Raw genomic sequence first — 19,075 nt, forward strand, 5'->3', positions numbered from 1 at the left:
CAAACATTGGTCAGCTATGCGATCAGTCCGCATAAATTTTGTGCAATGCACAAGAACGGCGCGGAAATGATCACCCTGGCCGCTGCGCCCCGATATAAGCGTCGATCTGGTCCGGATCGAAGATGCGGCCGTCGAAGAAACCGTCGGGGCCGAGCACCAGGCTTGCCCCGGCCGAGCCGACGGGCGTTGCGATCTTCAACGCCCCCTCGACCTTGGCATTGGCGCCCGGCAGCGCCACGCCGAGCGGCTTCAGCGCCGCCCGATAGAGGTCGGGCCGGTAGCAGTCGCGGGCGACGGCGAGGTTTTCAGGCGTGTGCGCGATATCGCCCCAGCGCACCATCTGGGTGTAGAACCACAGCGCATGGCTCTTCCAGGGAAAGTTCGCCGCCTTGTCGAACGGAACGAAGAAGTCCTCGACGTTCCGCTCGGCGCCGCTGCCGAGGCGGAGATGTCCGGTCAGGACCGGCATCTGGATCTCGGTGGACTGGCCCAGGAAGCCGGGCTGCGCCATCAATGCCGCCAGTTCGCCTCGATTGGCCGGGTCCTGGCACCAGCGGGCGGAGTGGTGCAATGCCCTGAGCAGCGCCGCCAGCGCCTCCGGCTGCGCTTCGGCCCAAGCCTTGCGCGCGCCGATTACCTTTTCGGGGCTGTTGCGCCACAGCAGCGCCTTGACGGTGACGATATGGCCGGTGCCGGCCGAGACGGAGGCGCTGTTCCAGGGCTCGCCGACGCAATAGCCGTCGATGCGGCCGGCGGCCAGCGCGTCGGCCATGAAGGGCGGCGGCACGATGACGATCTCGATCTCACCGTCGGGGTCGATGCCGCAGGCGGCGAGCCAATAGCGCAGTTCGTAATTGTGCCCGGAATGCGGATGCACGACGGCAAAGCGCAGCGGGTCGCGGCCGGCCGCCGCGCGTTCGCGGATAAACGCGCCGAGCGCCGCGCCGGCGCGGGCCGGATCGAGATCCGATACGGCGCCGTGCGCCGCCATGCCTTCCCAGACGGCGTTGGAGATGGTGACGCAATTGCCGCCGAGGCCGAGCGAATAGGGCACGATCGTCTCGGATGCCAGCGGCGTGAGCCCGAGGTTGCAGGCGAGCGGCATCGGCCCAAGCATATGGGCAAGGTCGAAATGGCCAATGGCGATGCGGTCGCGGATGTTGGCCCAGGAGGTTTCGCGGTGGAGGACGAGATCGACGCCTTCGCGCGCGGCAAAGCCCATTTCGCCGGCCGCGACCAGCACGGCGCTGTCGAACAGGGGCATGAAGCCGGCGGTGATCTGATGCGCAGCTGTCATGCTCATTCATCCTCCAGCGGCCCGAGCAGCCCGGCTGTCGTCACCAGGCTATGGGCGATGTCGCTGATCTTGCGGTTCTGGTTCATCGCCGTCTTGCGCAGCAGCGTGTAGGCCGCGTCTTCGCTCAGACCCCGCGATTTCATCAATATCCCCTTGGCGCGGTCGATGACCTTGCGGTTCTCGAGTTCGCTGCGCGCTTCCTCCAGTTCGCGTGCCATGCGCGAAAAGGCGTTGAAGCGGCTGACGGCCATGTCGAGGATCGGCTTCACGCGTTCCTGTCTGAGGCCATCGACGACATAGGCGGACACGCCGGCATCGACCGCGGCCTCGATAGAGGCCTTGTCGGAACGGTCGACGAACATGGCGATCGGGCGCTTCACCGCGCGCGACAGCTGGAACATGTTCTCCAGCATGTCGCGGTTGGGGTTTTCGAGGTCGATGACAATCACGTCGGGTTCGATCTCGGCGATGCGGCGCGCAATGCCCGCCACGTCATGGACGACGGTCACCCGCTGATGGCCGGCCTCGCGCAGTCCCGCCTCGATGATCGAGGCGCGGATACGGTTTTCGTCGATCACCAGGACGGCTAGGGAGGATAGGACCATGCCCCGCATTGTGGGCAAGGTCGCGGAATTGTGCAATGCGGCATAGCCAGTGCAGCGGAAGGGGCGTGGCCGCAGCTTACCGCATTGCAATCAGGCCACGCAGATGCACTTCAGCGATCCTCGGGTCAGGTGCAGACACGAACCTCTTCGATCACCCTGTGATGGTGGCGCCAGTGTTTCACCAACTCGATGTGGCAGCGGTGGTGACGATGGTAGCGGCGGTATTCGCGGTCGCTGTAACGAACATCGCTGTCCTCGTCGTCGTTATAGCGATTGTCGATATAACGCTGGCGATCGTGATGGCGGCGCACGACGACCTCGCCATTGTCATAGTCGTCGTCGGGCGAATACTGGGGCTCGTCGCCGGACTGGATGGTGACGCTCGCGGCCTGCGTCGGCGCAATGACGGAAGCCGAAGCGGCCAACGCCATCATCGAGGCCAGGAAAAAGCTTCTCATGTCTCGTCCTCCTGTTGTCCAAGCCATATCAACTCGCAAAAGGAGCCGCCGTTCCGATACCGCCCTACACGCTTTCCAACGCGGTCGACATCAAGGCGTTATCGGCGCGTGGCTACAGGCGGACAAAGGCGGTCAGCGGCAGATGGTCGGAGGCGACCCGCGACAACGGCGTGTCATGCGCTTCGACGGCCGCGATCATTCCGTGCCGGTTGGCCATGATGCGGTCGAGCGCCAGCAGTGGCAGATTCGAGGGGAAGGTGGGAACAGCCGGCGGCAACGGTCCAAACGTCAGATGCAGCGTGTTCAGCGCGGAGCGGTTTCCGAGGCGCCATTCGTTGAGGTCGCCGAGCAGCAGCGTCGGCTTCTCGTCGGGGCTGTTCATGATATCCAGGACGACCTGTGCCTGCTGCGACCGCGAACGGCGCAGCAGGCCCAAATGCGCCGCGATGACGCGCAGGGACTGGCTTCCGTCGAGGTCGATTTCCGCCACCAGAGCGCCACGCGGTTCCAGCCCGGGAAGCCTGATCTGATGCACGTCGCGCACGACACCCTTTTTGAAAAGCAAGACGTTGCCGTGCCAGCCATGGCCCTTGCCGGTTGCCGAAATCGGCACCGGCACCAGGCCGGTTTCCAGTTCGAGCCGGGACAGGTCGAGAAGTCCGGTCCGGTCGCCGAAACGATTGTCCGCTTCCTGCAGGGCGATGACATCCGGGTCGATCTCGCGGATGACGCGGCTGGTGCGGTCGGGATCGAATTTGCGGTCGACGCCGATGCATTTGTGGACATTGTAGGAGGCGACCAGCGTTCCGGTGGCGTCAGCCTTGTTCGTAGACGTGGCATTGGCCTTCCGCATCCGCTTGTCGCGAATGGACAAAAGCATGCTTGCCGGCAGGCTGCGCCCGTTCACCCGCATCGTTTGCCCGCCATTCCTGCTGCTTGCACCATGCACCTCAAAGAATAGAACCTTTCGGCATCTGTTCCATCATCGATTTCAAGCTATCTGGCAAACACGTCCTTTTGTTAAAGATAGGGCGAGCCCAGCCACAGGATGCGATCGAACAGACGGATGACGAATGGCCGCGCCCGCAATACTTCCAGTGTGACAGGGACGGCCGTCTCGATCGCCGCCGCGACCCGCTTTTCGACCTCGCTGGCGAAGCCGGCGTCGAGTACCTCCAGGTCGATCTCGAAATTGAGCCGTAGCGACCTGGCGTCCAGGTTGGAAGACCCGATATAGGCCCATGCACCATCGATCGAAAGCAGCTTCGAATGGTCGAAAGGTCCTTCCGTGCGCCAGACGCGGCAATAGTGCTTCAGAACCTGGTCGAACTGCGCCGTCATCGCACGGTCGACAAGGAAAAGATTGTTCACCGCCGGCACCACGATGTCGATTTCGACACCGCGTCTTGCCGCAGTCGTCAGGGCGCTGATCAGTTCGCGGTCCGGCAGGAAATAGGGCGACATGAGGCGGATCGATTTGCGCGCGACGGAGAAGGCGCCGATCAGCAGCTTGTGATTGGTCTCGACGCTGGCGTCCGGGCCGGACGCGACCGCCCGCACCAGCATGGGCGTGGCGGGCGCCGGCGACAGCGGGGCAATTCGCCAGGCATCGCCCTTCAGCGCCTCGTTGCTGGCGAAACGCCAATCTTCGGCGGCAACCGAAAAGAGGTCGGCTACCACTGGACCGGTCACGCGAAAATGCGTGTCCCTGGAACTGTTGGAGCCGGCAAACTCGGCGGAAAAGCCCTTGCGAATGTTCATGCCGCCGGTAAAGGCAACCGTACCGTCGACCACCAGGATCTTCCGGTGGGTCCTCAGATTGGCATAGGGCAGGTGCAGGCCCATGACGATGTTGCCGTTGAAGAGCCCGGCGGTGACGTCGGCGCCGCGCAGGTGGCCCAATATGCTGGGCACGGAATAGCGGGCGCCTACGGCGTCGATCAGCACGCGCACGCTGACGCCGCGCCGGACGGCCCGGGCAAGGGATTCCACGAAGAGCAGGCCGACGGGGTCATTGTCGAAAATATAGGTTTCGAGCAGGACGCTGCGTTCGGCGCCGTCGATGGCCGCGCACATCGCGGTATAGGCTTCGTCGCCTGTTTCCAGGACCGTGATGGCGTTTCCCGGATGAAGCGCGCGCCGCGCGACCCTGTCGCCCAGCGTCCTGAGGCCGATGAAGCGCGGCCCGTATCGTTCGATGATCAGGGCCTCCTCGGCGGCAATGTCGCGGTCGTGCCTGGCGGACGCCAGATCGCCGGCAAGCGAGCGCTGTGCGCTGATCGAGGCGCGACGGATGCGGTTGATGCCGGCCACGGCATAGATCAGCACCCCCAGGATCGGCGACAGCACCATCACGCCGACCCAGCCGGTGGCGGCCCGGACGTCCTCCTTGGTCATGACGGCATGGGCAATGCCAACGCTCGCGATCATCACCGAGATGATCGCCAGGATTTGAGGCCAGTGAGTCGTCAGGCTCTGCAGCATGGCCGGAACTATCCAGCGAGCGGGTACAGAAGGCAATGCGGCGGGTCATTCGCCCGTTCTCATGCTTCCGCGGGTTATCGCGTCCGCACGCCGGCTACGCGCTGGCCATTCCTGATCGCGTCAGACCGCGCGGCCCTCGCCGTCGAAGAAGTGCAGGTTCGTCGGGGCTGCGTCCAGGCCGATCTCGGCGCCGATCTCGGGCGCCGTTCCTTGATTGTGGATGACAAGACAAGTCTGGCCCGCGTCCAATTCCACGTGGATGAGCGTGACGGCGCCAGTGTATTCGGCAAGCTTTACCTTGCCGCGCAGCGTGGCGGACGAAGGCTGGGCCAGCGACAGGTGCTCGGGCCGAACGCCGATCGAGACGGCCGCCGCAGGCACGGACGCCCCGTGGGTGATTGGCCGCCCATCGGCGAGCGGCAGGATGTTCATCTTCGGGCTGCCGATGAACTGGGCGACGAAAATGGTTCGGGGGCTGTCGTAGAGCTCGCGCGGTGAGCCGACCTGTTCGATCCTTCCGTCGCGCAACACGACGATCTTGTCGGCAAGCGTCATGGCCTCGATCTGATCGTGCGTCACGTAGATCATCGTCGTCGACAGGCGCTGGTGGAGCGCCGCGATCTCGGAGCGCATGTGCACACGCAGTTCGGCGTCGAGGTTCGAAAGCGGCTCGTCGAAAAGGAAGACGTCGGGATTGGCGACGATGGCGCGGCCGATGGCCACGCGCTGGCGCTGCCCGCCCGATAGCTGACGCGGGAAACGGTCGAGCAATGGCTCGAGCTTCAGCGTCGCGGCGGCCTCCGAGACGCGCCGGGCTCGCTCGCCGGCCGGCACTTTGCGGACCTTGAGGCCGAAGCCCATATTGTCGCGGACGGTCAGGTGAGGGTAGAGCGCGTAGGACTGGAACACCATGGCCACGCCGCGCCTGGCCGCCGGAACCTCATTGACCAGACGGCCGCCAATGTGGAGTTCGCCCTCGCTGAGATGCTCGAGGCCGGAGATCAGCCGCAAGAGCGTCGACTTCCCGCATCCCGACGGGCCGACGAAGACGACGAACTCGCCATCCTCGATCTCGAGATCGACGCCACGGATGACCTCGACCGTTCCGAACCGCTTGCGGATGTCCTTGAGCAGAAGCTTTGTCATGACTCCCCCTTATCCCTTGACGCCGGAGAGGGCGAAGCTCTCGATGATCTGGCGCTGGGCGATCAGATAGATGATGAGGATGGGAACCACGGCCAGGCTGGTCGCCGCCAATTGCAGATTCCACAAGGGCAGGCCGTAGCTGTCGTTGAAGTTGGACAGCGCCAGCGGCAGCGTGAATTTTTCGAGCGAACTGAGGAAGATCAGCGGCTCGAGGAAGAGGTTCCACGAATGCAGGAAGGTGATGATAGCAACCGCGGCGAGCGCCGGCCGCGCCATGGGCAGGGCGATCTTCAACCAGACTCCGAACCGCGACAGGCCATCCATCTTGCCGGCTTCTTCGAGTTCCCTGGGCAGCGCCAGGAAGAACTGACGCATCAGGAAGGTCGCCACCACGCCCTGCGGGCCGAAGACCGGCAGAAGGATGAGCGGCCAGTGCGTGTCGATCAGGCCCATGGCGCGGATCAGGAAGAAGTTAGGGATGATGGTGACCTCTTCCGGCACCATCAGCGCCATCACCAGGAACAGCATCAACAGCCCGGCGCCGGCAAAGCGGATGCGCGCCAGCGCGTAGCCCGCGAGCGAGGCGATGGACAGGGTCAGCACCGTCACCGTCGCGGCGATGTAGAGCGAGTTTAAATACTGCCGCGCGAAGGGCTGATAGGTGAACACTTCCGCGAAGTTCTCGAAGCGCCAGACGCGGGGAATCAAGGTCGGCGCGCCGAAGATTTCGGTGGTGCTCTTGAAGCCGCCGGAAATCATCCACAGGAACGGGAACACGAAGGGCACGGCCAAAAGCAGCAGCGCCATGGTCCAGCAGATGCGATAGAGAATCTCGGTCCGGCGCTGGGTCACTCCATCTCCTTCCGCCGCAACATCACCTGCACGAGGGTGAGCGCCATCACGATGACGAACATGATCAGGGCCAGCGCGGCCGCGTAGCCGACGTTGAAGAATTTGAAGCCTTGCTGATAGATGTAGAAGGCCAGCACCAGGGTGCCGTTTTCCGGGCCGCCGCCGGTCATCTGGTAGATGTGGTCGAACACCTTGAACGAGCCGATCGTCGTCAGAACCATGATGACCAGCGTCGTCGGCGCGAGCAGCGGCCAGGTGATCATGCGAAAGACCTGCCAGCGCGAGGCGCCTTCCAGCGCCGCTGCCTCCTCGTAGTCGCGCGGTATCGATTGGAGCGCGGCGATGTAGAGGATCATGTTGAGGCCGACCATCTTGATGACTCGGGTGACGATGACGGCCGCCATCGCCCAGTTGGGCTCGCGCAACCAATTCGGGCCATCGATGCCGATCCAGGCGAGCATCTGGTTCACGGCGCCGCCTTCGCCCTGCAGCATGAATTTCCAGACGATGGCCCAGGCGATTGCCGATGTGACCACCGGCGCGAAGAAGACCGTGCGAAAGAAGACGACACCGAAGAACGGCCGCGAAAGCGCCAGCGCGAGGGAGAGCGCCAGCGCCATGTTCAGGGGAACGAGCCCCAGCGCGAAGATCACGGAATTGCGCACGACATGCCAGAAGTCGGGGTTCTCCAGCAGCGCATTCTGGAAATTGCGAAGCCCGACGAAGGTCGCCTGCTGGCTGAGCAGGTTCCACTCGGTCGTCGAATAATAGAAGATGGCGACCAGCGGCCCAAGGAAGAAGACCAGGAAGCCGATCAAGGTCGGGCTGACGAACAGCCATGCCTCCAGCATCTCCCTGGCCTTCAAGCTCAGCCACGGCGCGCTGGCAGGGCGCGCCGCATTGTCCCGGGATGCCATGCCGGCCATGAACCGAAATCCTGTCAGAGCAATGGCTGAATGGCGGCGCAGACGCCCTTCAGCGCCTCTTCGACATTGGCGTCGGCCCGCCACAGCGCGTCGACGCGCGGCGCCATCGCGGCGAATATCTGCGGCACATGCTCATGCGAAGGGTGAACGCGGCCGTTGACGATCGCTGCGGCGACGCTTTTCATCTGCTCGGGCGGGATCAGCTTGTTGGAGTTGACGAAGGCGTCGCTCTCCAGGACGCTCTTGCGGGCCGGCGGAAAGAACTGGGCCATGACAGCCACATTGTCCTTGCTGGTCATGTCGGCCACCAGTTGCGCGGCAAGCTCCTTGTTCTTGCCGGACGCAAAGACTGTCAGCGCGGCCTGGCCGATGACCGGAGCTTCGCCGGCGGGTCCCGAAGGCAAGGGGGCGATGCCCCATTTGAAGCCTGCCTCGGGCATCTTCGAGGCTCGCGAGATCTGGTTCACGGTCATCGCCGAATTGCCGGAGAAGTAGTCGCCCTGCTCTCCCGGCGGCACGATCGACCTGTCCTTGAACACCATATCATGGAGCTGCTTGATGGCAGCCACCGCTTCAGGCTTGTCGAGGCCGCACTGGCCGTCGGCCCACAGATCACCGCCGTAAGCGCGCACGGGCGGCAGCAAGGCGTGCGTCATACGCGATGCGTAACCTTCGCCATCCTTGAATTCGAAGCCCCATTTGCCGGGATTGGCCTCGGTGATCTTCTTGGCGACCTCCTGGAATTTCTGCATGTTCCACTCGCCCTTCGCGGCGAGCTGGTTGGGATCTTCGACACCTGCTTTGTCGAACATGTCCTTGTTGTAGTAGATCAGGAAAGGCGAGGTGGAGAAGGGCACGCCGTAGACCTTGCCGTCCTTCTGCCAGAGCGCCATGGCGGGCTGGGAGAAATCGTCGAAATTGTATCCCTCGGTCGCCTTGAGCGTCGGGCCGATGTCCATCAGCAGCCCGGCGTTCTCGAAGGCGGGTGCGGCATCCTCCATCATCCAGGCGATGTCGGGGGCGTTGCCCCCGGCGACCTGGAAAGTGAGCTTCTGCGTGTAGTCGGCGACCGGAACGGTCTCGAATTTCACCGTGACGCCCGGATGCTTGGCGATGAAGCCCTGGGCGATGCCGTTCAGCATCTTGAGGTGGGCCTCGCTGCCCGTCCACACGGTCACTCGGAGTTCCTGGGCCAGCGAGTGCGCCGACAGGGCGCACAGCGCCAAGGTCGATAGTGCAAGCTTGATTGCGGTCTTCATGGTTTCCTCCCGAAACGCCGATGGTCCAATCAACAACTGCGGGCGCGCAACGAACGGGCCGGCAGGCGGCGGCGACTTGTCATGCCGTTGTCCCCGGCAGCGCGCCGGGCGCGTCGCCGATCGTCCAACCGCCGTCAACGGGCAGGTCAGCCCCGGTAATGTAGCCGGCGGCGTCGCTGCACAGAAAAACGAAGGCGCCGACGAGGTCGTCGGCCTGGCCGTGGCGGCCGGCGGGAATCTTCGCGGCGACCGCTTGGCGAAAGGCGGCGTCCCGGTAGCGCTCGGCCGTTGCCTCCGTCTCGATCGCGCCGGGCGATACCACATTCATGGTGACGCCATGCGGCGCAACCTCGCGCGCCAGGGCGCGCACCGCCGTAAGTTGCGCCGCCTTCAGCGAGGCATAGACGATCGTTTCCGCGCGCGGACGCCTCGCCATCACGCTGCCGGTCGCGACCACGCGTCCCCATCCGCGCTTGGCCATGGCGGGAACGAACCGCGTGGCCAAGGTGAGCAGGGCCGTGAAGTTTGCCGCCACATGGGCCTGGATATGCGCTTCGTCGATCTCGCTCCATGCACGGCGCCGCTCGATCGCGCCGTTCGAGACGAGGATGTCGATGGGCCCGGCGCCGGCGGCTTCGTCGGTAAAGGCCGACATTGACTTGCTATCGGTGAAATCGGCCTCGAGAACCGCGGTGCCCGGGCCGATGGCGGCAGCCGTTTCGCGCGCGCCGGCGGCGTCGCCGAAGTGATGCAGCGCGACGCTGGCACCATGCTGCGCCAGGGCGATCGCAACCGCGCGCCCGATGCCGGAGCTGGCGCCGGTCACCAGCGCCCGCCGTCCGGCAAGGGAAAAACGGTCCTTGCTCACGGCGACGGCTCCCCGAGCTTGCCGGCCACCTCGAACGAGGCGATATCGGCCGCGTCGAAATGCTCGTGAATGCGCCGGTCCGCGAGATCGGTGTCGCCCGCCATGATCGCGTCGTAGATCGCCTGGTGCCGTTCGACGGTCGCCCGCCAATCCGCTTCCGTGCGGTTGGAGCGCTGGGAGAACAGTTCAGAAACCTCGCGTTGGACAGACCGCATCCCTTCCATCTGAATACGGATCATGGAGTTGCCCGTGGCCGTCGCGAGGCCGAGGTGGAACAGAATGTCGGCTTGCGTGAAATCGCCAGGCCTGCCGATGCCGGCGTGCATGTCGAGCACGGCCTGGCGCATCATTTCCAGGCCGCGCGGATCGCGGCGCTCGGCGGCCAGCCTGGCTATGCCAACCTCGATGACGCGGCGCATCTCGTTGGCTTCCTGAAGCCGCGTCAGGCTCGAACGGACCGCATAGGCGTAGATGCGCTCCATCGGCTCCCCGCTGAGTGCCTTGGCGCGGGCAACTTTTCCTTGCTGCGTCGAAACGAGGCCGGCGCTGGTCAACTGGCGCAGCGCCTCGCGTGCGATGGGCTTGGAGACGCCGAATTCCCGGGCGATCTCGCCTTCCGGCGGCAGCGCTTCGCCAGGCGCGATGCGTCCGTCGAACAACGCCGCGGCGATCGCATCCGAGACGCCGTCCGCGAGGCGGGAAGGGCTCGCGAGTTTCGCGGAGAAAATCGGCTTGCGTGCTTCGTCCAGGGGCATTCGGAATCCTTTCAGAGCTCACTAGCACGGTTTTCCCGAACATAGCAACTAAGTTTTTTGGTTGCTAAGTTTACAAGTGAAAGCTATGAAGGCGGTGCGAGAGGACCAAGGGAGAAATCTGGAGCCGATGCACGTGAGCGATCCAATCGCGGCGGGGCCGCTGAAGATTGCCGAGGTGATTGCCCATCCCCTCAGCCAGACATTGCCCCGGCCCACGGTCACGTCCTGGGGCGTCTATGAAAAGGTCTCGCTGGTCCTGGTCGAAGTGCGCACGAGCGAGGGCATTGTCGGCGTAGGCGAAACCCTGGCGCGGTTCTCGCCCAAGGCTTATGTCGAGCTGATCGAAAGCTCGCTCAAGCCGCGCCTGCTCGGCCAGGACGCGCGCAACATCGGCGCCCTATGGCAGTCCATGCGCCGCGTGCTTTCGGGCAGGGCGGGCGGCGTGCTGATCGAGGCCATCGCCGGCGTGGACATCGCGCTATGGGATATATTGGGCAAGGCGACCGGGCAGCCGATCGCGAAGCTTCTCGGCGGTGTCGGACGCGACCGCATCGACGTCTATGCCGCCGCGGTCAACTGGGTCGACGACGATGCCGCCGACGCTGAACTCGATCGTTATCTCGGCGAGGGCTTTACGCGCATCAAGGTTAAGATGGCGCGGCCCGTGCGCGAAGCCTGCAAACGGATCGAGCGCATCCGCAAGCGCGCCGGCGATGCGATCGGGCTCTGCGTCGATGCGAACTGGGCCTACAATCTGGACGAGGCGGTCGAGGTAGGTCGTGCGCTTTCGGCAAACGGCTATTTCTGGTTTGAGGAGCCGCTGCAACCGGAAAACGAGCAGGGTTATGAGGAACTGCGCCGGCGCTGCGACGTGCCGCTGGCCGCGGGCGAGAGCAATTTCACGTTGGACCAGGCGCAGCGCCTGATCGCCAACCGGACGTTGTCCGTGCTGCAGCCCGACGTGGCGCGCGCGGGCGGCATCTCCGAGACGCGTCGCATGGCCGACTACGCCGCGGCGCATGATGTCCGCTACGCGCCGCATATCGGCATGTCGGGCATCGTCTGCGAGACCGCAAGCGTCCATCTGGCAGCCGCGATGCCGAATTTCGGCGTCATGGAGTGCGAGTGCGACGCCAGCCCGTTCAAGACCAGTCTGGCCGATCTCGCGCCCGGTTGCGTCAGGCAGAAGAACGGCACGCTGGACGTCCCGCAGAAACCGGGGCTCGGCATAGAGATCGACTGGGACGCCGTCAAGAAACTGAAAGCCGGATGAGGCCGAGATGAAGAACCAGGTTCCAAACCAGGGCGCTGACCTCGCCGAGGCGATGCGGCTGGCGTTGTTGCGCGCGGACCCCGCGCTCAGCCGCTTCGACCCGCTGCCGCGGATATTGTCGTTCGACGATTTCGCGCGCGGCCATTGCGGCTGGTCGCAGCTTGTCGGCAACTATGAGGACGATCTGGACACCATGCTGCCGGGCTACGCGCAACATACCAGCGCCATGCTGTCGACGCTCGCGCACTGGGACGCCGGCTCACACGGGGGGATGGATTCATCCTATGCGTTGAAGGTTGCGACACGTCCCGCGCCGGGAGCCCGCAACGTCGCCATCAAACGCCACACATTCAGGAAGCGCGGACCGATCCGCTTCGAAATGTATTTCACCTTCAAGCCCGAAGCTAATGCGCTGAAGCTGTCCGAAACCGATGTGCGCTCCGTCGGCTTCCTCTTCGACCTGCAGGGCGGAGACCAGGATGGCAACAGCGATCGGGTCATGCCGCATCTGCGCTTTTTGAACGCGCTCGACGGCCAGCACTTGCAAAAATGGCAATACAAGCGCGAGACCGAGAAGATCATCCCGATCGGCAGCGACGACAAGACGATCAGCCACTATCACCTGTCGCCGGAGGGATGGCTCGACCTTCCCGGCGGATCGCAGCGCCTGTGCTACAACGAGATCCCCACCAAGGTGAACTGGACTTATCTGTGCTTCGATTTCGATCTGGAATCGATGACGGCGCTCGGGCTGCGCTGCAACGATCGCAGCTTCGATCTCTCGGGATTCGATTCGATCCGCATTCCGGCGATGAAGAACCTGTGGTGCATGCTCAATTTCGGCCTCTTCGCTGAAACCGACGTTGCCAAACGGGCCTTCCTCTATGTCGATTCCATCTGCATTTCCGGAGACTTCTGATGCTGCCCGAGAACATCACCGCGGTCGTCTCGCGCAACGAGCGCTGGCGCGGCGAGGCCGCCAGCGAGCCTTACGAGGCAGGATGGGCGCGCGAGGCGATCTTCTTCGTGCGCGCGTTGAAGCAACCTGTCGGCCCTGCGGCAACGGCGTGGATCGAGATCTCGCCGGATGGAATGCACTGGCTGCGCGAAGGCACCGAGTTTGTCATGCCGGCCGAGCGCGACGGCATGGCAATGGCGCGGCTTAGCCATTTTGGCAACTGGCTGCGCGTCGCGGCGCGTTTCGACAGCGGCGCGGAGTGCAGCGTGCTCGTGACGCTGCACCTGAAGGCCTGAACACGCCGTGCCAAACCTTGCCGCCGGCCAACCCTTACTGTTCACGGAGACATCATGATGGGCCCCTATGCGACGTTTGCCCAGGACAGTTTTGCTGGCAAGACCGTGCTGGTGACCGGTGCCGCGAGCGGCATGGGTTTCGAGACCGCCCGTGCCTTTCTCTCCAAGGGCGCCGAGGTCGTGATGTGCGACCGCGATACCGAGGGGTTGGCGAAGCGCCATGACGAATTGAGCGGAACGGCCGGGACACCACCGCACAAGGTGGTGGCCGACATGGGCGACCCCGACAGCATCGCGCGCATGTTCGACTATTGCGACGCCAAGCTGGCGCGGCTCGACAACGTCGTGACCTGCGCGGCGATCATTACTGCCAAGAGAATCGCGGAGCAGGATTGGGCGCACTGGCAGCGCGTCCTCGGCGTCAATCTGCTGGGCACCTTCTTCACCGTCCAGGGGGCGGTGCAGCGCATGCAAGGCAATGCCGGCGGGGGGAATATCGTGTGCGTGGCCTCCGACGCCGGTGTGCATGGCGGCGGCGGGCTCATCGCCGACACCGCCTATGCGGCGTCCAAGGCCGGCACGCTGTCGCTGGTGAAGTCGGTTGCGCGCGAATTGGCGGGAAAGAAGGTGCGCATCAACGCCCTCAATCCGGGGCCGACCGATTCGCCGATGCATTCCCATATCGACCAGGCTCTCAAGGACCGCATCGCGGCCAATTTGCCGATGCGCCGCATGGGCCGGCCCGACGACATGGCCGCCGCGATCCTATTCCTTTGCTCGGACGCCGCGAGCTTCGTCTATGGCGCGGCGCTCGACGTTGATGGCGGCTCGATGTTCCGCTGACCGGCACCGCCAAGCATGGTGACCGGCGTTAGCACCGGTCACCGCACCCTGCCGGCGGCACGACCTACGGAATTAGGCGCTCTCCATGACTTTGCTCGGAACCTGACATACTTGAAACCGAAGGTTCGGCGAACGTTCTCCTCAGGCGGAAATGCCGCCTCTGCCCGTCTTGATCCCCGCCATCCAGGGTATGGAGGTCGAGACGTCTTCAAGGATCCTGGCCGAGCGCGCAAAGCCGGCAAAAGCATCGCGTGCCAGCGAGGCTGGGACATGGCCGTCATAGGCGCGTTGACACGCGCGCAGGGCGGTTTCGAAAATCGGGCCTCTGCGGTTCCGGGGCCAATTCTGCAGAAACTCGAATGCATCTTCGAGGCACGCTACTTCCTCGATCATGAAATCCCCGTTCTTCACCAGAACAGGCTGCTCGAACATTTTGTCATTCATGAACTTCCTCCATTGGCTGGATGCTTTTGAGGGGTTGGACCCAACCCCTTCATTCGGGCAGTTCATCGTTTCACGAGACGCCGAACTGCTCTAACCGTCTGTTTCCACGTAATTTCCAGGGAAAAAGCGGTATGCGCTTTTCTCGGGATTGCTCTAGGCTGCTTCAGGTTCCGGCAGGGAAAATGCCCCGCCACCACCTGCCCTCGGCGGGATCGCCGCGCAGACCGGGCTCGGAGGTGGATCGTCATCATCGTCTTCACCTCGGATGCCCGCGATCCAGCGGGACCAACTCCCTCGACGGAAGCGGCCGAAAGAACGCCGCTGGGACCGAGACGCCGCCCTGTGCGGCGGATGCCCTTGCTCGCGCTCATCCAGTGCCTTCAGCGCGCGAAGGATCTCATCCACATTCATGACCGAGCCGTCATCCAGCCTGCGCAGCGACGGAGCGTCGTCAACCGCATGCGCGTCCGAGGCCCATGAGGCAAGCAAGGCACGCTTCGCCTCAAGGCTCATGGTTGAGCAGTTGAGAACGTCGCCGGGGTTTTTCGGCACCGGCGAGACGTCGATGCGGGTCGGTTTTCTTGTGCCGGCTTGAAGAAAGATATCAGCTTCGCTTCTCATCTCCGTTCTCCGCAATCTTGGCTTCCCGGCGTTGCCGGGAGGCGGACCGCAGGTTGTTGCGACATTCTAGGCCGCCTTGCGCGACACATCCTGGCTTATCGACTTCGTTATATTTTCAGGGTCGCGGACGCCAATCTCGATGCGACGCGGCTTGAGTTCCTCGGGCACCTCACGCACGAGCTCGATGGCGAGCAAACCGCAGTTCAGCGTCGCAGCCTTCACCCCTACGTGGTCGGCCAGCCTGAAGGCCTGTCTGAAATTACCTATCGCAAGGCCTTGGTGGAGAACTTGCCGCTGCTCTGGATCTGGCTTCTTGCGTCCGGTAACGCACAGTTCGGCGCCGTTCTGCACGAGTTCGAGCTCGTCCAGGTCGTAGCCTGCTACCGCCATGGTGATGCGGTAATTGTTCTCATTCTTCTTTTCAATGTTGTAGGGAGGCCAGTCCGAGCGAATGCTGCTGTCGAGCATGTCGAAAAGACGGTCGAAGCCGACCGTCGTGCGGTAAAGGGGTGCAAAATCCACGCTTCTCATATCCATATCCTCCGAAAAGCAACATGGGACGCCGCAGGTGTCGCGACGCCTTTTTCATCGAGCCGAAGCCTCGACGCGAAACGATCTGGGAACGGCCAGAAATCTCTTCAAGAGGGGTCCCAAAAATTTTTTGATGCTAAGTTGCCATGCAAGAACAGTGGCTTGCGGTAGTTCTGCCGCACGACCCTTTCACTCTTGCAACAGCAGGATCTGCCCCGAAGCGGTACATGGCCCGAGACTTCCGCGATGGTCGGGGCGCCGATACCGATCCCACGGACTCGGTAGAAGTATCCCTATGCAGTGTCGCCGCGCACACCGCCATCCGTCGCGGACGTGGGGCGAGATCGGCTGTGCCTACGCTTCCTCGGAAACTTCGTTCATCATGGACTTCAGCGGCTCCTCGCCGACATTGTCCTCGATCTGGTCGTGTCCAGGCGTGTCCGGCAGCGCCTTGCGGAAATTCCTCGCATAATCCGGTGGCATCCTGGGCGGCATCATTGGCTCATAGGCGTCCACGACGGCCTCGATGATCACCGGTCCCTGCGTGGCGAAGGCCGCCTCAAGCACGCCCTCGACCTCTTCCGGCCGCGAGACGCTGTAGCCGATGCCGCCCATGGCCTCGGCTGCCATGGCGAAATCGATGGGCTGCAGCTCGCAGCCGAATTGCGGATTGCCAAGGAACATCATCTGCTCCCAGGCGATCTGGTTCAGCATGCCGTTCTTGAGCACTAGGACCTTGAGCGGAATGCCGTGCCGGACCGCGGTCGAGAATTCGCCGAGTTGCATGGCCAGTCCACCATCGCCGACCACTGCGAAGATAGGGCGCCCCGGAAAGGCAATGCCGGCGGCAATCGCATAGGGAAGGCCGCAGGCCATAGAGGCGAGCGCTCCAGAAACCCCGAATGCCTGTCCGGCCTTCATGTCGATGTGCCTGGCAGCCATCTCGGTATTCTGTCCTGAATCGGCTGCCAGGATCGCGTTCTCAGGCATACGCCTGCCGAATGCCTTGACCACGAGTTGCGGCTTCAGCGGCACATCCGGCTTGGCTTCGGATAATGCCATTGCATCGCGCCAGCGGGTCATTTCCTGCCGCGCCTTTCCCAGGAAGGAGCGGTCGCTCTTGCGCTCGAGGCGTTCGTTGAGAAGACGCAAGGTTTCGGCGGCATCGCCTACGAGCCCTGCCTCGACGGGATACCGCAGGCCGATCCTCTGCGCGTCACGGTCGATCTGGACGCCGCGCGCCTTGCCGGGTTCAGGATAGTATTCGATGTAGGGGAAGGTCGATCCGATGATCAGCAGGGCGTCGCATTCGCTCAGCGCATCCTGCGAGGCGCGGGTGCCGAGAATGCCGATGCCCCCGGTCGTATTCGGATGGTCGTCGGGCAGCACGGCTTTGCCGAGCAGCGCCTTGGCGACGGGCGCCGCGAGCAGGTCCGACGCGCGTTCAAGTTCTTCGCGCGCGCCGAGTGCGCCGCGTCCGGCCAGGATAGCGACTTTTTTCGCTGCATTGAGAATCTCAACCGCCTGGTCGAGCTGGTCGGCAGCCGGAAGCCGGCTGCCTTCGAACCATCGATCGGGGGTGTGCGAGGGCCGGTTTCGCTTCGAGCGGTCCGCCTCGGGCAACTCGTTTTCCTGTACATCGCTGGCAATCGACAGATGGGCGACGCCGCGCCGGGCAAGGGCCGAGCGGCAGGCGAGACCGGCCAGGTTTTCCATATGGGCGGCATCGGAGACCTGTGCGTTGAAGATCGCTACGTCGTTGAAGGCGCGGGTCAGGTCGACGTCCTGCTGCGTAAAAGTCTCGATAAGGTCGTGGAACTGCATGCCGGTGATGGCAAGCACGGGAGCCTGGTCGAGCTTGGCGTCATAGAGCCCGGTAAGGAGGTGTGTGCCCCCCGGTCCCGAGGTGGCCAGGCAGACGCCCAGCCTGCCGGTCCATTTGGCATAGGCGCACGCCATGAAGGCGGCAGATTCCTCGTGCCTGACCTGGACGAACCGGATGCGGTCCTGACGGGTGCGCAACGCCTCCATGATGCCGTTTATGCCGTCGCCCGGCAGGCCGAAGACGACCTCCACTTTCCAGTTGATCAGCGTGTCGACGAGGATTTCGGCGGCATTGGGCATGGCGGATTTCCTTTATTGAGCACGCCGGCCTCTCGAACCGAGAGGAGGTTCAGTGTTTCGTATCGGGATCGGGACAGAGCTGCCGTACGTCCGCAGGCAGCGAGGCGCGGACCTTTCTGATCTGGCCGGGGTCGATATGATGAAAGAGGACTTTGAAGACCGATTGAACCGCAGCTTTCGGGTCGACGGGACGCGTATCGTCCATGCCCTGCTCAACGGGGCCGAGAAACTCTTCCAGGGAACGGCTCTTTTGCGGCATGCGTGACGGCTCGAACTGCTCATAGTAGGTGCCGCGCACGAGCAGCGGCAACTGCGCTCCAAGATGCGAAGCCATGTCGACCGGCAGCCGGTCCCTGACGGTGCGCAGGACGACGCCGAGCAGGTGCCAAGCGAACTGGCGATCCTGTCCGTGGTCGGCCATGATCTCGTCCAGCCAGACGTTGGTGGTTTGGGTGGTCTTGTCGAAAATCTCGAGTCCGGTAGCGCTCATCGCCGCCTCCTCAATCGAATCGCTCACCCGCAAAACCCGTCGGCAAAACCATCGGTGGCAGGGAAAGTTTCATGCCCGGCCGAAATTTCTTCGCTTCGGCAGTTTACGCGAGACGCTGCACCGGCTGTCGCAGTCGCTGTCCGACAATCACAACGGCCGGAGCGTCCGCAACGTGATCGAATAGCGATGCTCTTTCATCGGCGGTATGCTGTGCTCCCACTCGGTCCGGGAGGCGCCCGCCATCAGATATGCGGATCTCGGCTCGACCGTGACGGTTTCGCGGTCCCATTTCGCACCGTTCCTGCGGCGCAGGCGGAAACTGCAAGCAGCCAACAGCGACACTCCGGCGACAATGCCGAAGTGCGGCTTGTCGCGATGCCATCCGATGCCGGCGCCCGGTCGATATTCGTTGATCAGGACCTGCACGAAATCGGCGGCAGGCAGGCCGGAAAAGCCGGCTACCTTGTCCCTCAAGGGCAGCAAGAAACCTGGTATGGGTGGCGCCTCCATCACCTGGCGCCGCTCATAGTCGTAGCGCAGGCCGAAGCCTGCCACGCGCCTGTTGGCGAGATAGCCGTGGAAATCGAATGGCTGGAAGGACAGGCTCTCGAGCTCCCGCACCAGTTCAGCTTCCTGCGCCGGCGTGATCAGTTCGGGCCGGTAACGAAATCCTTCCGGTAAGCTGTCGGGCGCACCAAAGAGGTCGTCCTGGCGAGGGTCCGTGGGATTGCTGGATCGGGGCGATGGCATCGCCTTTAGATGGTGAAATCCGCGGCTGAGGCAAGATTTCCCCGGCCGGCTGCGTGGGGCGGCTCGCATTTGATGGGAACCTCGACTTCGCTGTC

At 63.6% G+C, this 19,075-nt stretch carries 21 protein-coding genes; 4 read left to right on the top strand and 17 right to left on the bottom strand.

The features are described from left to right. Positions 1-70: 70 nt before the first annotated feature. The 11 genes from FJ942_RS05160 to FJ942_RS05210 form a co-directional block, all read right to left on the bottom strand. A complete protein-coding gene (locus tag FJ942_RS05160; protein ID WP_181169826.1) occupies positions 71-1,297 on the bottom strand; it encodes a CmpA/NrtA family ABC transporter substrate-binding protein in 1,227 nt (408 codons plus the stop codon). Between the two features lie 2 nt (positions 1,298-1,299). Beyond that, a complete protein-coding gene (locus FJ942_RS05165) occupies positions 1,300-1,902 on the bottom strand; it encodes an ANTAR domain-containing response regulator (RefSeq protein ID WP_140665783.1) in 603 nt (200 codons plus the stop codon). Between the two features lie 125 nt (positions 1,903-2,027). Next, the gene (locus tag FJ942_RS05170) at positions 2,028-2,360 is read right to left on the bottom strand and encodes a hypothetical protein (RefSeq protein WP_140496173.1); all 333 of its coding nucleotides are present in this window, start codon (positions 2,358-2,360) and stop codon (positions 2,028-2,030) included. 112 nt (positions 2,361-2,472) lie between these two features. Beyond that, positions 2,473-3,273, bottom strand: coding sequence for an endonuclease/exonuclease/phosphatase family protein (locus FJ942_RS05175; protein ID WP_140513604.1), 801 nt, complete (start codon positions 3,271-3,273; stop codon positions 2,473-2,475). Between the two features lie 107 nt (positions 3,274-3,380). Continuing rightward, positions 3,381-4,844, bottom strand: a complete 1,464-nt coding sequence (locus FJ942_RS05180; protein WP_140897310.1) for a phosphatidylserine/phosphatidylglycerophosphate/cardiolipin synthase family protein — start codon at positions 4,842-4,844, stop codon at positions 3,381-3,383. A gap of 120 nt (positions 4,845-4,964) precedes the next feature. After that, a complete protein-coding gene (locus FJ942_RS05185; RefSeq protein WP_140897311.1) occupies positions 4,965-5,990 on the bottom strand; it encodes an ABC transporter ATP-binding protein in 1,026 nt (341 codons plus the stop codon). A gap of 9 nt (positions 5,991-5,999) precedes the next feature. Next, on the bottom strand, positions 6,000-6,842 hold the full coding sequence (locus FJ942_RS05190; protein WP_140556658.1) for a carbohydrate ABC transporter permease: 843 nt from the start codon (positions 6,840-6,842) through the stop codon (positions 6,000-6,002). Next, complete coding sequence (locus tag FJ942_RS05195) at positions 6,839-7,759, bottom strand: sugar ABC transporter permease (RefSeq protein ID WP_140496454.1); 921 nt, start codon at positions 7,757-7,759, stop codon at positions 6,839-6,841. Before FJ942_RS05195 ends, FJ942_RS05190 begins: the two co-directional genes overlap by 4 nt. Before the next feature lie 23 nt (positions 7,760-7,782). Beyond that, positions 7,783-9,027 (bottom strand): sugar ABC transporter substrate-binding protein, encoded by a 1,245-nt coding sequence (locus FJ942_RS05200; RefSeq protein WP_140496168.1) that lies wholly within the window; start codon positions 9,025-9,027, stop codon positions 7,783-7,785. Between the two features lie 79 nt (positions 9,028-9,106). Then, positions 9,107-9,895 carry an SDR family oxidoreductase gene (locus tag FJ942_RS05205; protein ID WP_140632626.1) on the bottom strand — a complete coding sequence of 263 codons (789 nt, stop codon included), beginning with the start codon at positions 9,893-9,895 and terminating at the stop codon, positions 9,107-9,109. Further along, positions 9,892-10,650: a FadR/GntR family transcriptional regulator gene (locus tag FJ942_RS05210; RefSeq protein WP_140513598.1), complete on the bottom strand. Its 759-nt coding sequence runs from the start codon at positions 10,648-10,650 to the stop codon at positions 9,892-9,894. The genes FJ942_RS05205 and FJ942_RS05210 overlap by 4 nt, the downstream gene beginning before the upstream one ends. Before the next feature lie 133 nt (positions 10,651-10,783). On the opposite strand from FJ942_RS05210, the gene FJ942_RS05215 reads away from it, so the two are divergent. The 4 genes from FJ942_RS05215 to FJ942_RS05230 are packed head-to-tail and all read left to right on the top strand — an operon-like array spanning position 10,784 to position 14,020. Continuing rightward, the gene (locus tag FJ942_RS05215) at positions 10,784-11,923 is read left to right on the top strand and encodes a mandelate racemase/muconate lactonizing enzyme family protein (protein WP_246679665.1); all 1,140 of its coding nucleotides are present in this window, start codon (positions 10,784-10,786) and stop codon (positions 11,921-11,923) included. 52 nt (positions 11,924-11,975) lie between these two features. Next, the gene (locus tag FJ942_RS05220) at positions 11,976-12,842 is read left to right on the top strand and encodes a DUF6772 family protein (protein WP_140522704.1); all 867 of its coding nucleotides are present in this window, start codon (positions 11,976-11,978) and stop codon (positions 12,840-12,842) included. Beyond that, the gene (locus FJ942_RS05225; protein ID WP_140496164.1) at positions 12,842-13,177 is read left to right on the top strand and encodes a hypothetical protein; all 336 of its coding nucleotides are present in this window, start codon (positions 12,842-12,844) and stop codon (positions 13,175-13,177) included. The genes FJ942_RS05220 and FJ942_RS05225 overlap by 1 nt, the downstream gene beginning before the upstream one ends. Positions 13,178-13,231: 54 nt before the next feature. Further along, on the top strand, positions 13,232-14,020 hold the full coding sequence (locus tag FJ942_RS05230) for an SDR family oxidoreductase (RefSeq protein WP_140566314.1): 789 nt from the start codon (positions 13,232-13,234) through the stop codon (positions 14,018-14,020). Positions 14,021-14,161: 141 nt separating this feature from the next. Here FJ942_RS05230 and FJ942_RS05235 read toward each other — a convergent pair whose 3' ends face one another. The 6 genes from FJ942_RS05235 to FJ942_RS05260 form a co-directional block, all read right to left on the bottom strand. After that, positions 14,162-14,464: a DUF982 domain-containing protein gene (locus FJ942_RS05235; protein WP_140496450.1), complete on the bottom strand. Its 303-nt coding sequence runs from the start codon at positions 14,462-14,464 to the stop codon at positions 14,162-14,164. Between the two features lie 153 nt (positions 14,465-14,617). Beyond that, positions 14,618-15,085, bottom strand: a complete 468-nt coding sequence (locus tag FJ942_RS05240) for a hypothetical protein (RefSeq protein ID WP_140556667.1) — start codon at positions 15,083-15,085, stop codon at positions 14,618-14,620. Between the two features lie 66 nt (positions 15,086-15,151). After that, a complete protein-coding gene (locus tag FJ942_RS05245) occupies positions 15,152-15,616 on the bottom strand; it encodes an Hsp20 family protein (protein ID WP_140897313.1) in 465 nt (154 codons plus the stop codon). A 354-nt stretch (positions 15,617-15,970) separates the two neighbouring features. Further along, the gene (locus FJ942_RS05250; RefSeq protein WP_140897314.1) at positions 15,971-17,740 is read right to left on the bottom strand and encodes a thiamine pyrophosphate-dependent enzyme; all 1,770 of its coding nucleotides are present in this window, start codon (positions 17,738-17,740) and stop codon (positions 15,971-15,973) included. A gap of 49 nt (positions 17,741-17,789) precedes the next feature. Beyond that, positions 17,790-18,230 (bottom strand): DUF2267 domain-containing protein, encoded by a 441-nt coding sequence (locus tag FJ942_RS05255; RefSeq protein ID WP_140496159.1) that lies wholly within the window; start codon positions 18,228-18,230, stop codon positions 17,790-17,792. A gap of 147 nt (positions 18,231-18,377) precedes the next feature. Beyond that, complete coding sequence (locus FJ942_RS05260) at positions 18,378-18,980, bottom strand: alpha-ketoglutarate-dependent dioxygenase AlkB (RefSeq protein ID WP_140897315.1); 603 nt, start codon at positions 18,978-18,980, stop codon at positions 18,378-18,380. Between the last annotated feature and the right edge of the window lie 95 nt (positions 18,981-19,075).

This window comes from Mesorhizobium sp. B2-4-2, from assembly GCF_006442845.1.
In the GTDB taxonomy this organism is placed as follows: domain Bacteria; phylum Pseudomonadota; class Alphaproteobacteria; order Rhizobiales; family Rhizobiaceae; genus Mesorhizobium.

Excerpts from the sequence above, each read along its gene's own strand:
- FJ942_RS05235 (WP_140496450.1), bottom strand. The coding sequence starts at position 14,464 with ATGAATGACAAAATGTTCGAGCAGCCTGTTCTGGTGAAGAACGGGGAT.
- FJ942_RS05175 (WP_140513604.1), bottom strand. The coding sequence starts at position 3,273 with ATGCGGGTGAACGGGCGCAGCCTGCCGGCAAGCATGCTTTTGTCCATT.
- FJ942_RS05185 (WP_140897311.1), bottom strand. The coding sequence starts at position 5,990 with ATGACAAAGCTTCTGCTCAAGGACATCCGCAAGCGGTTCGGAACGGTC.
- FJ942_RS05260 (WP_140897315.1), bottom strand. The coding sequence starts at position 18,980 with ATGCCATCGCCCCGATCCAGCAATCCCACGGACCCTCGCCAGGACGAC.
- FJ942_RS05210 (WP_140513598.1), bottom strand. The coding sequence starts at position 10,650 with ATGCCCCTGGACGAAGCACGCAAGCCGATTTTCTCCGCGAAACTCGCG.
- FJ942_RS05250 (WP_140897314.1), bottom strand. The coding sequence starts at position 17,740 with ATGCCCAATGCCGCCGAAATCCTCGTCGACACGCTGATCAACTGGAAA.
- FJ942_RS05200 (WP_140496168.1), bottom strand. The coding sequence starts at position 9,027 with ATGAAGACCGCAATCAAGCTTGCACTATCGACCTTGGCGCTGTGCGCC.
- FJ942_RS05170 (WP_140496173.1), bottom strand. The coding sequence starts at position 2,360 with ATGAGAAGCTTTTTCCTGGCCTCGATGATGGCGTTGGCCGCTTCGGCT.
- FJ942_RS05220 (WP_140522704.1), top strand. The coding sequence starts at position 11,976 with ATGCGGCTGGCGTTGTTGCGCGCGGACCCCGCGCTCAGCCGCTTCGAC.
- FJ942_RS05180 (WP_140897310.1), bottom strand. The coding sequence starts at position 4,844 with ATGCTGCAGAGCCTGACGACTCACTGGCCTCAAATCCTGGCGATCATC.
- FJ942_RS05195 (WP_140496454.1), bottom strand. The coding sequence starts at position 7,759 with ATGGCATCCCGGGACAATGCGGCGCGCCCTGCCAGCGCGCCGTGGCTG.
- FJ942_RS05240 (WP_140556667.1), bottom strand. The coding sequence starts at position 15,085 with ATGAGAAGCGAAGCTGATATCTTTCTTCAAGCCGGCACAAGAAAACCG.
- FJ942_RS05160 (WP_181169826.1), bottom strand. The coding sequence starts at position 1,297 with ATGACAGCTGCGCATCAGATCACCGCCGGCTTCATGCCCCTGTTCGAC.
- FJ942_RS05230 (WP_140566314.1), top strand. The coding sequence starts at position 13,232 with ATGATGGGCCCCTATGCGACGTTTGCCCAGGACAGTTTTGCTGGCAAG.
- FJ942_RS05165 (WP_140665783.1), bottom strand. The coding sequence starts at position 1,902 with ATGGTCCTATCCTCCCTAGCCGTCCTGGTGATCGACGAAAACCGTATC.
- FJ942_RS05225 (WP_140496164.1), top strand. The coding sequence starts at position 12,842 with ATGCTGCCCGAGAACATCACCGCGGTCGTCTCGCGCAACGAGCGCTGG.
- FJ942_RS05245 (WP_140897313.1), bottom strand. The coding sequence starts at position 15,616 with ATGAGAAGCGTGGATTTTGCACCCCTTTACCGCACGACGGTCGGCTTC.
- FJ942_RS05255 (WP_140496159.1), bottom strand. The coding sequence starts at position 18,230 with ATGAGCGCTACCGGACTCGAGATTTTCGACAAGACCACCCAAACCACC.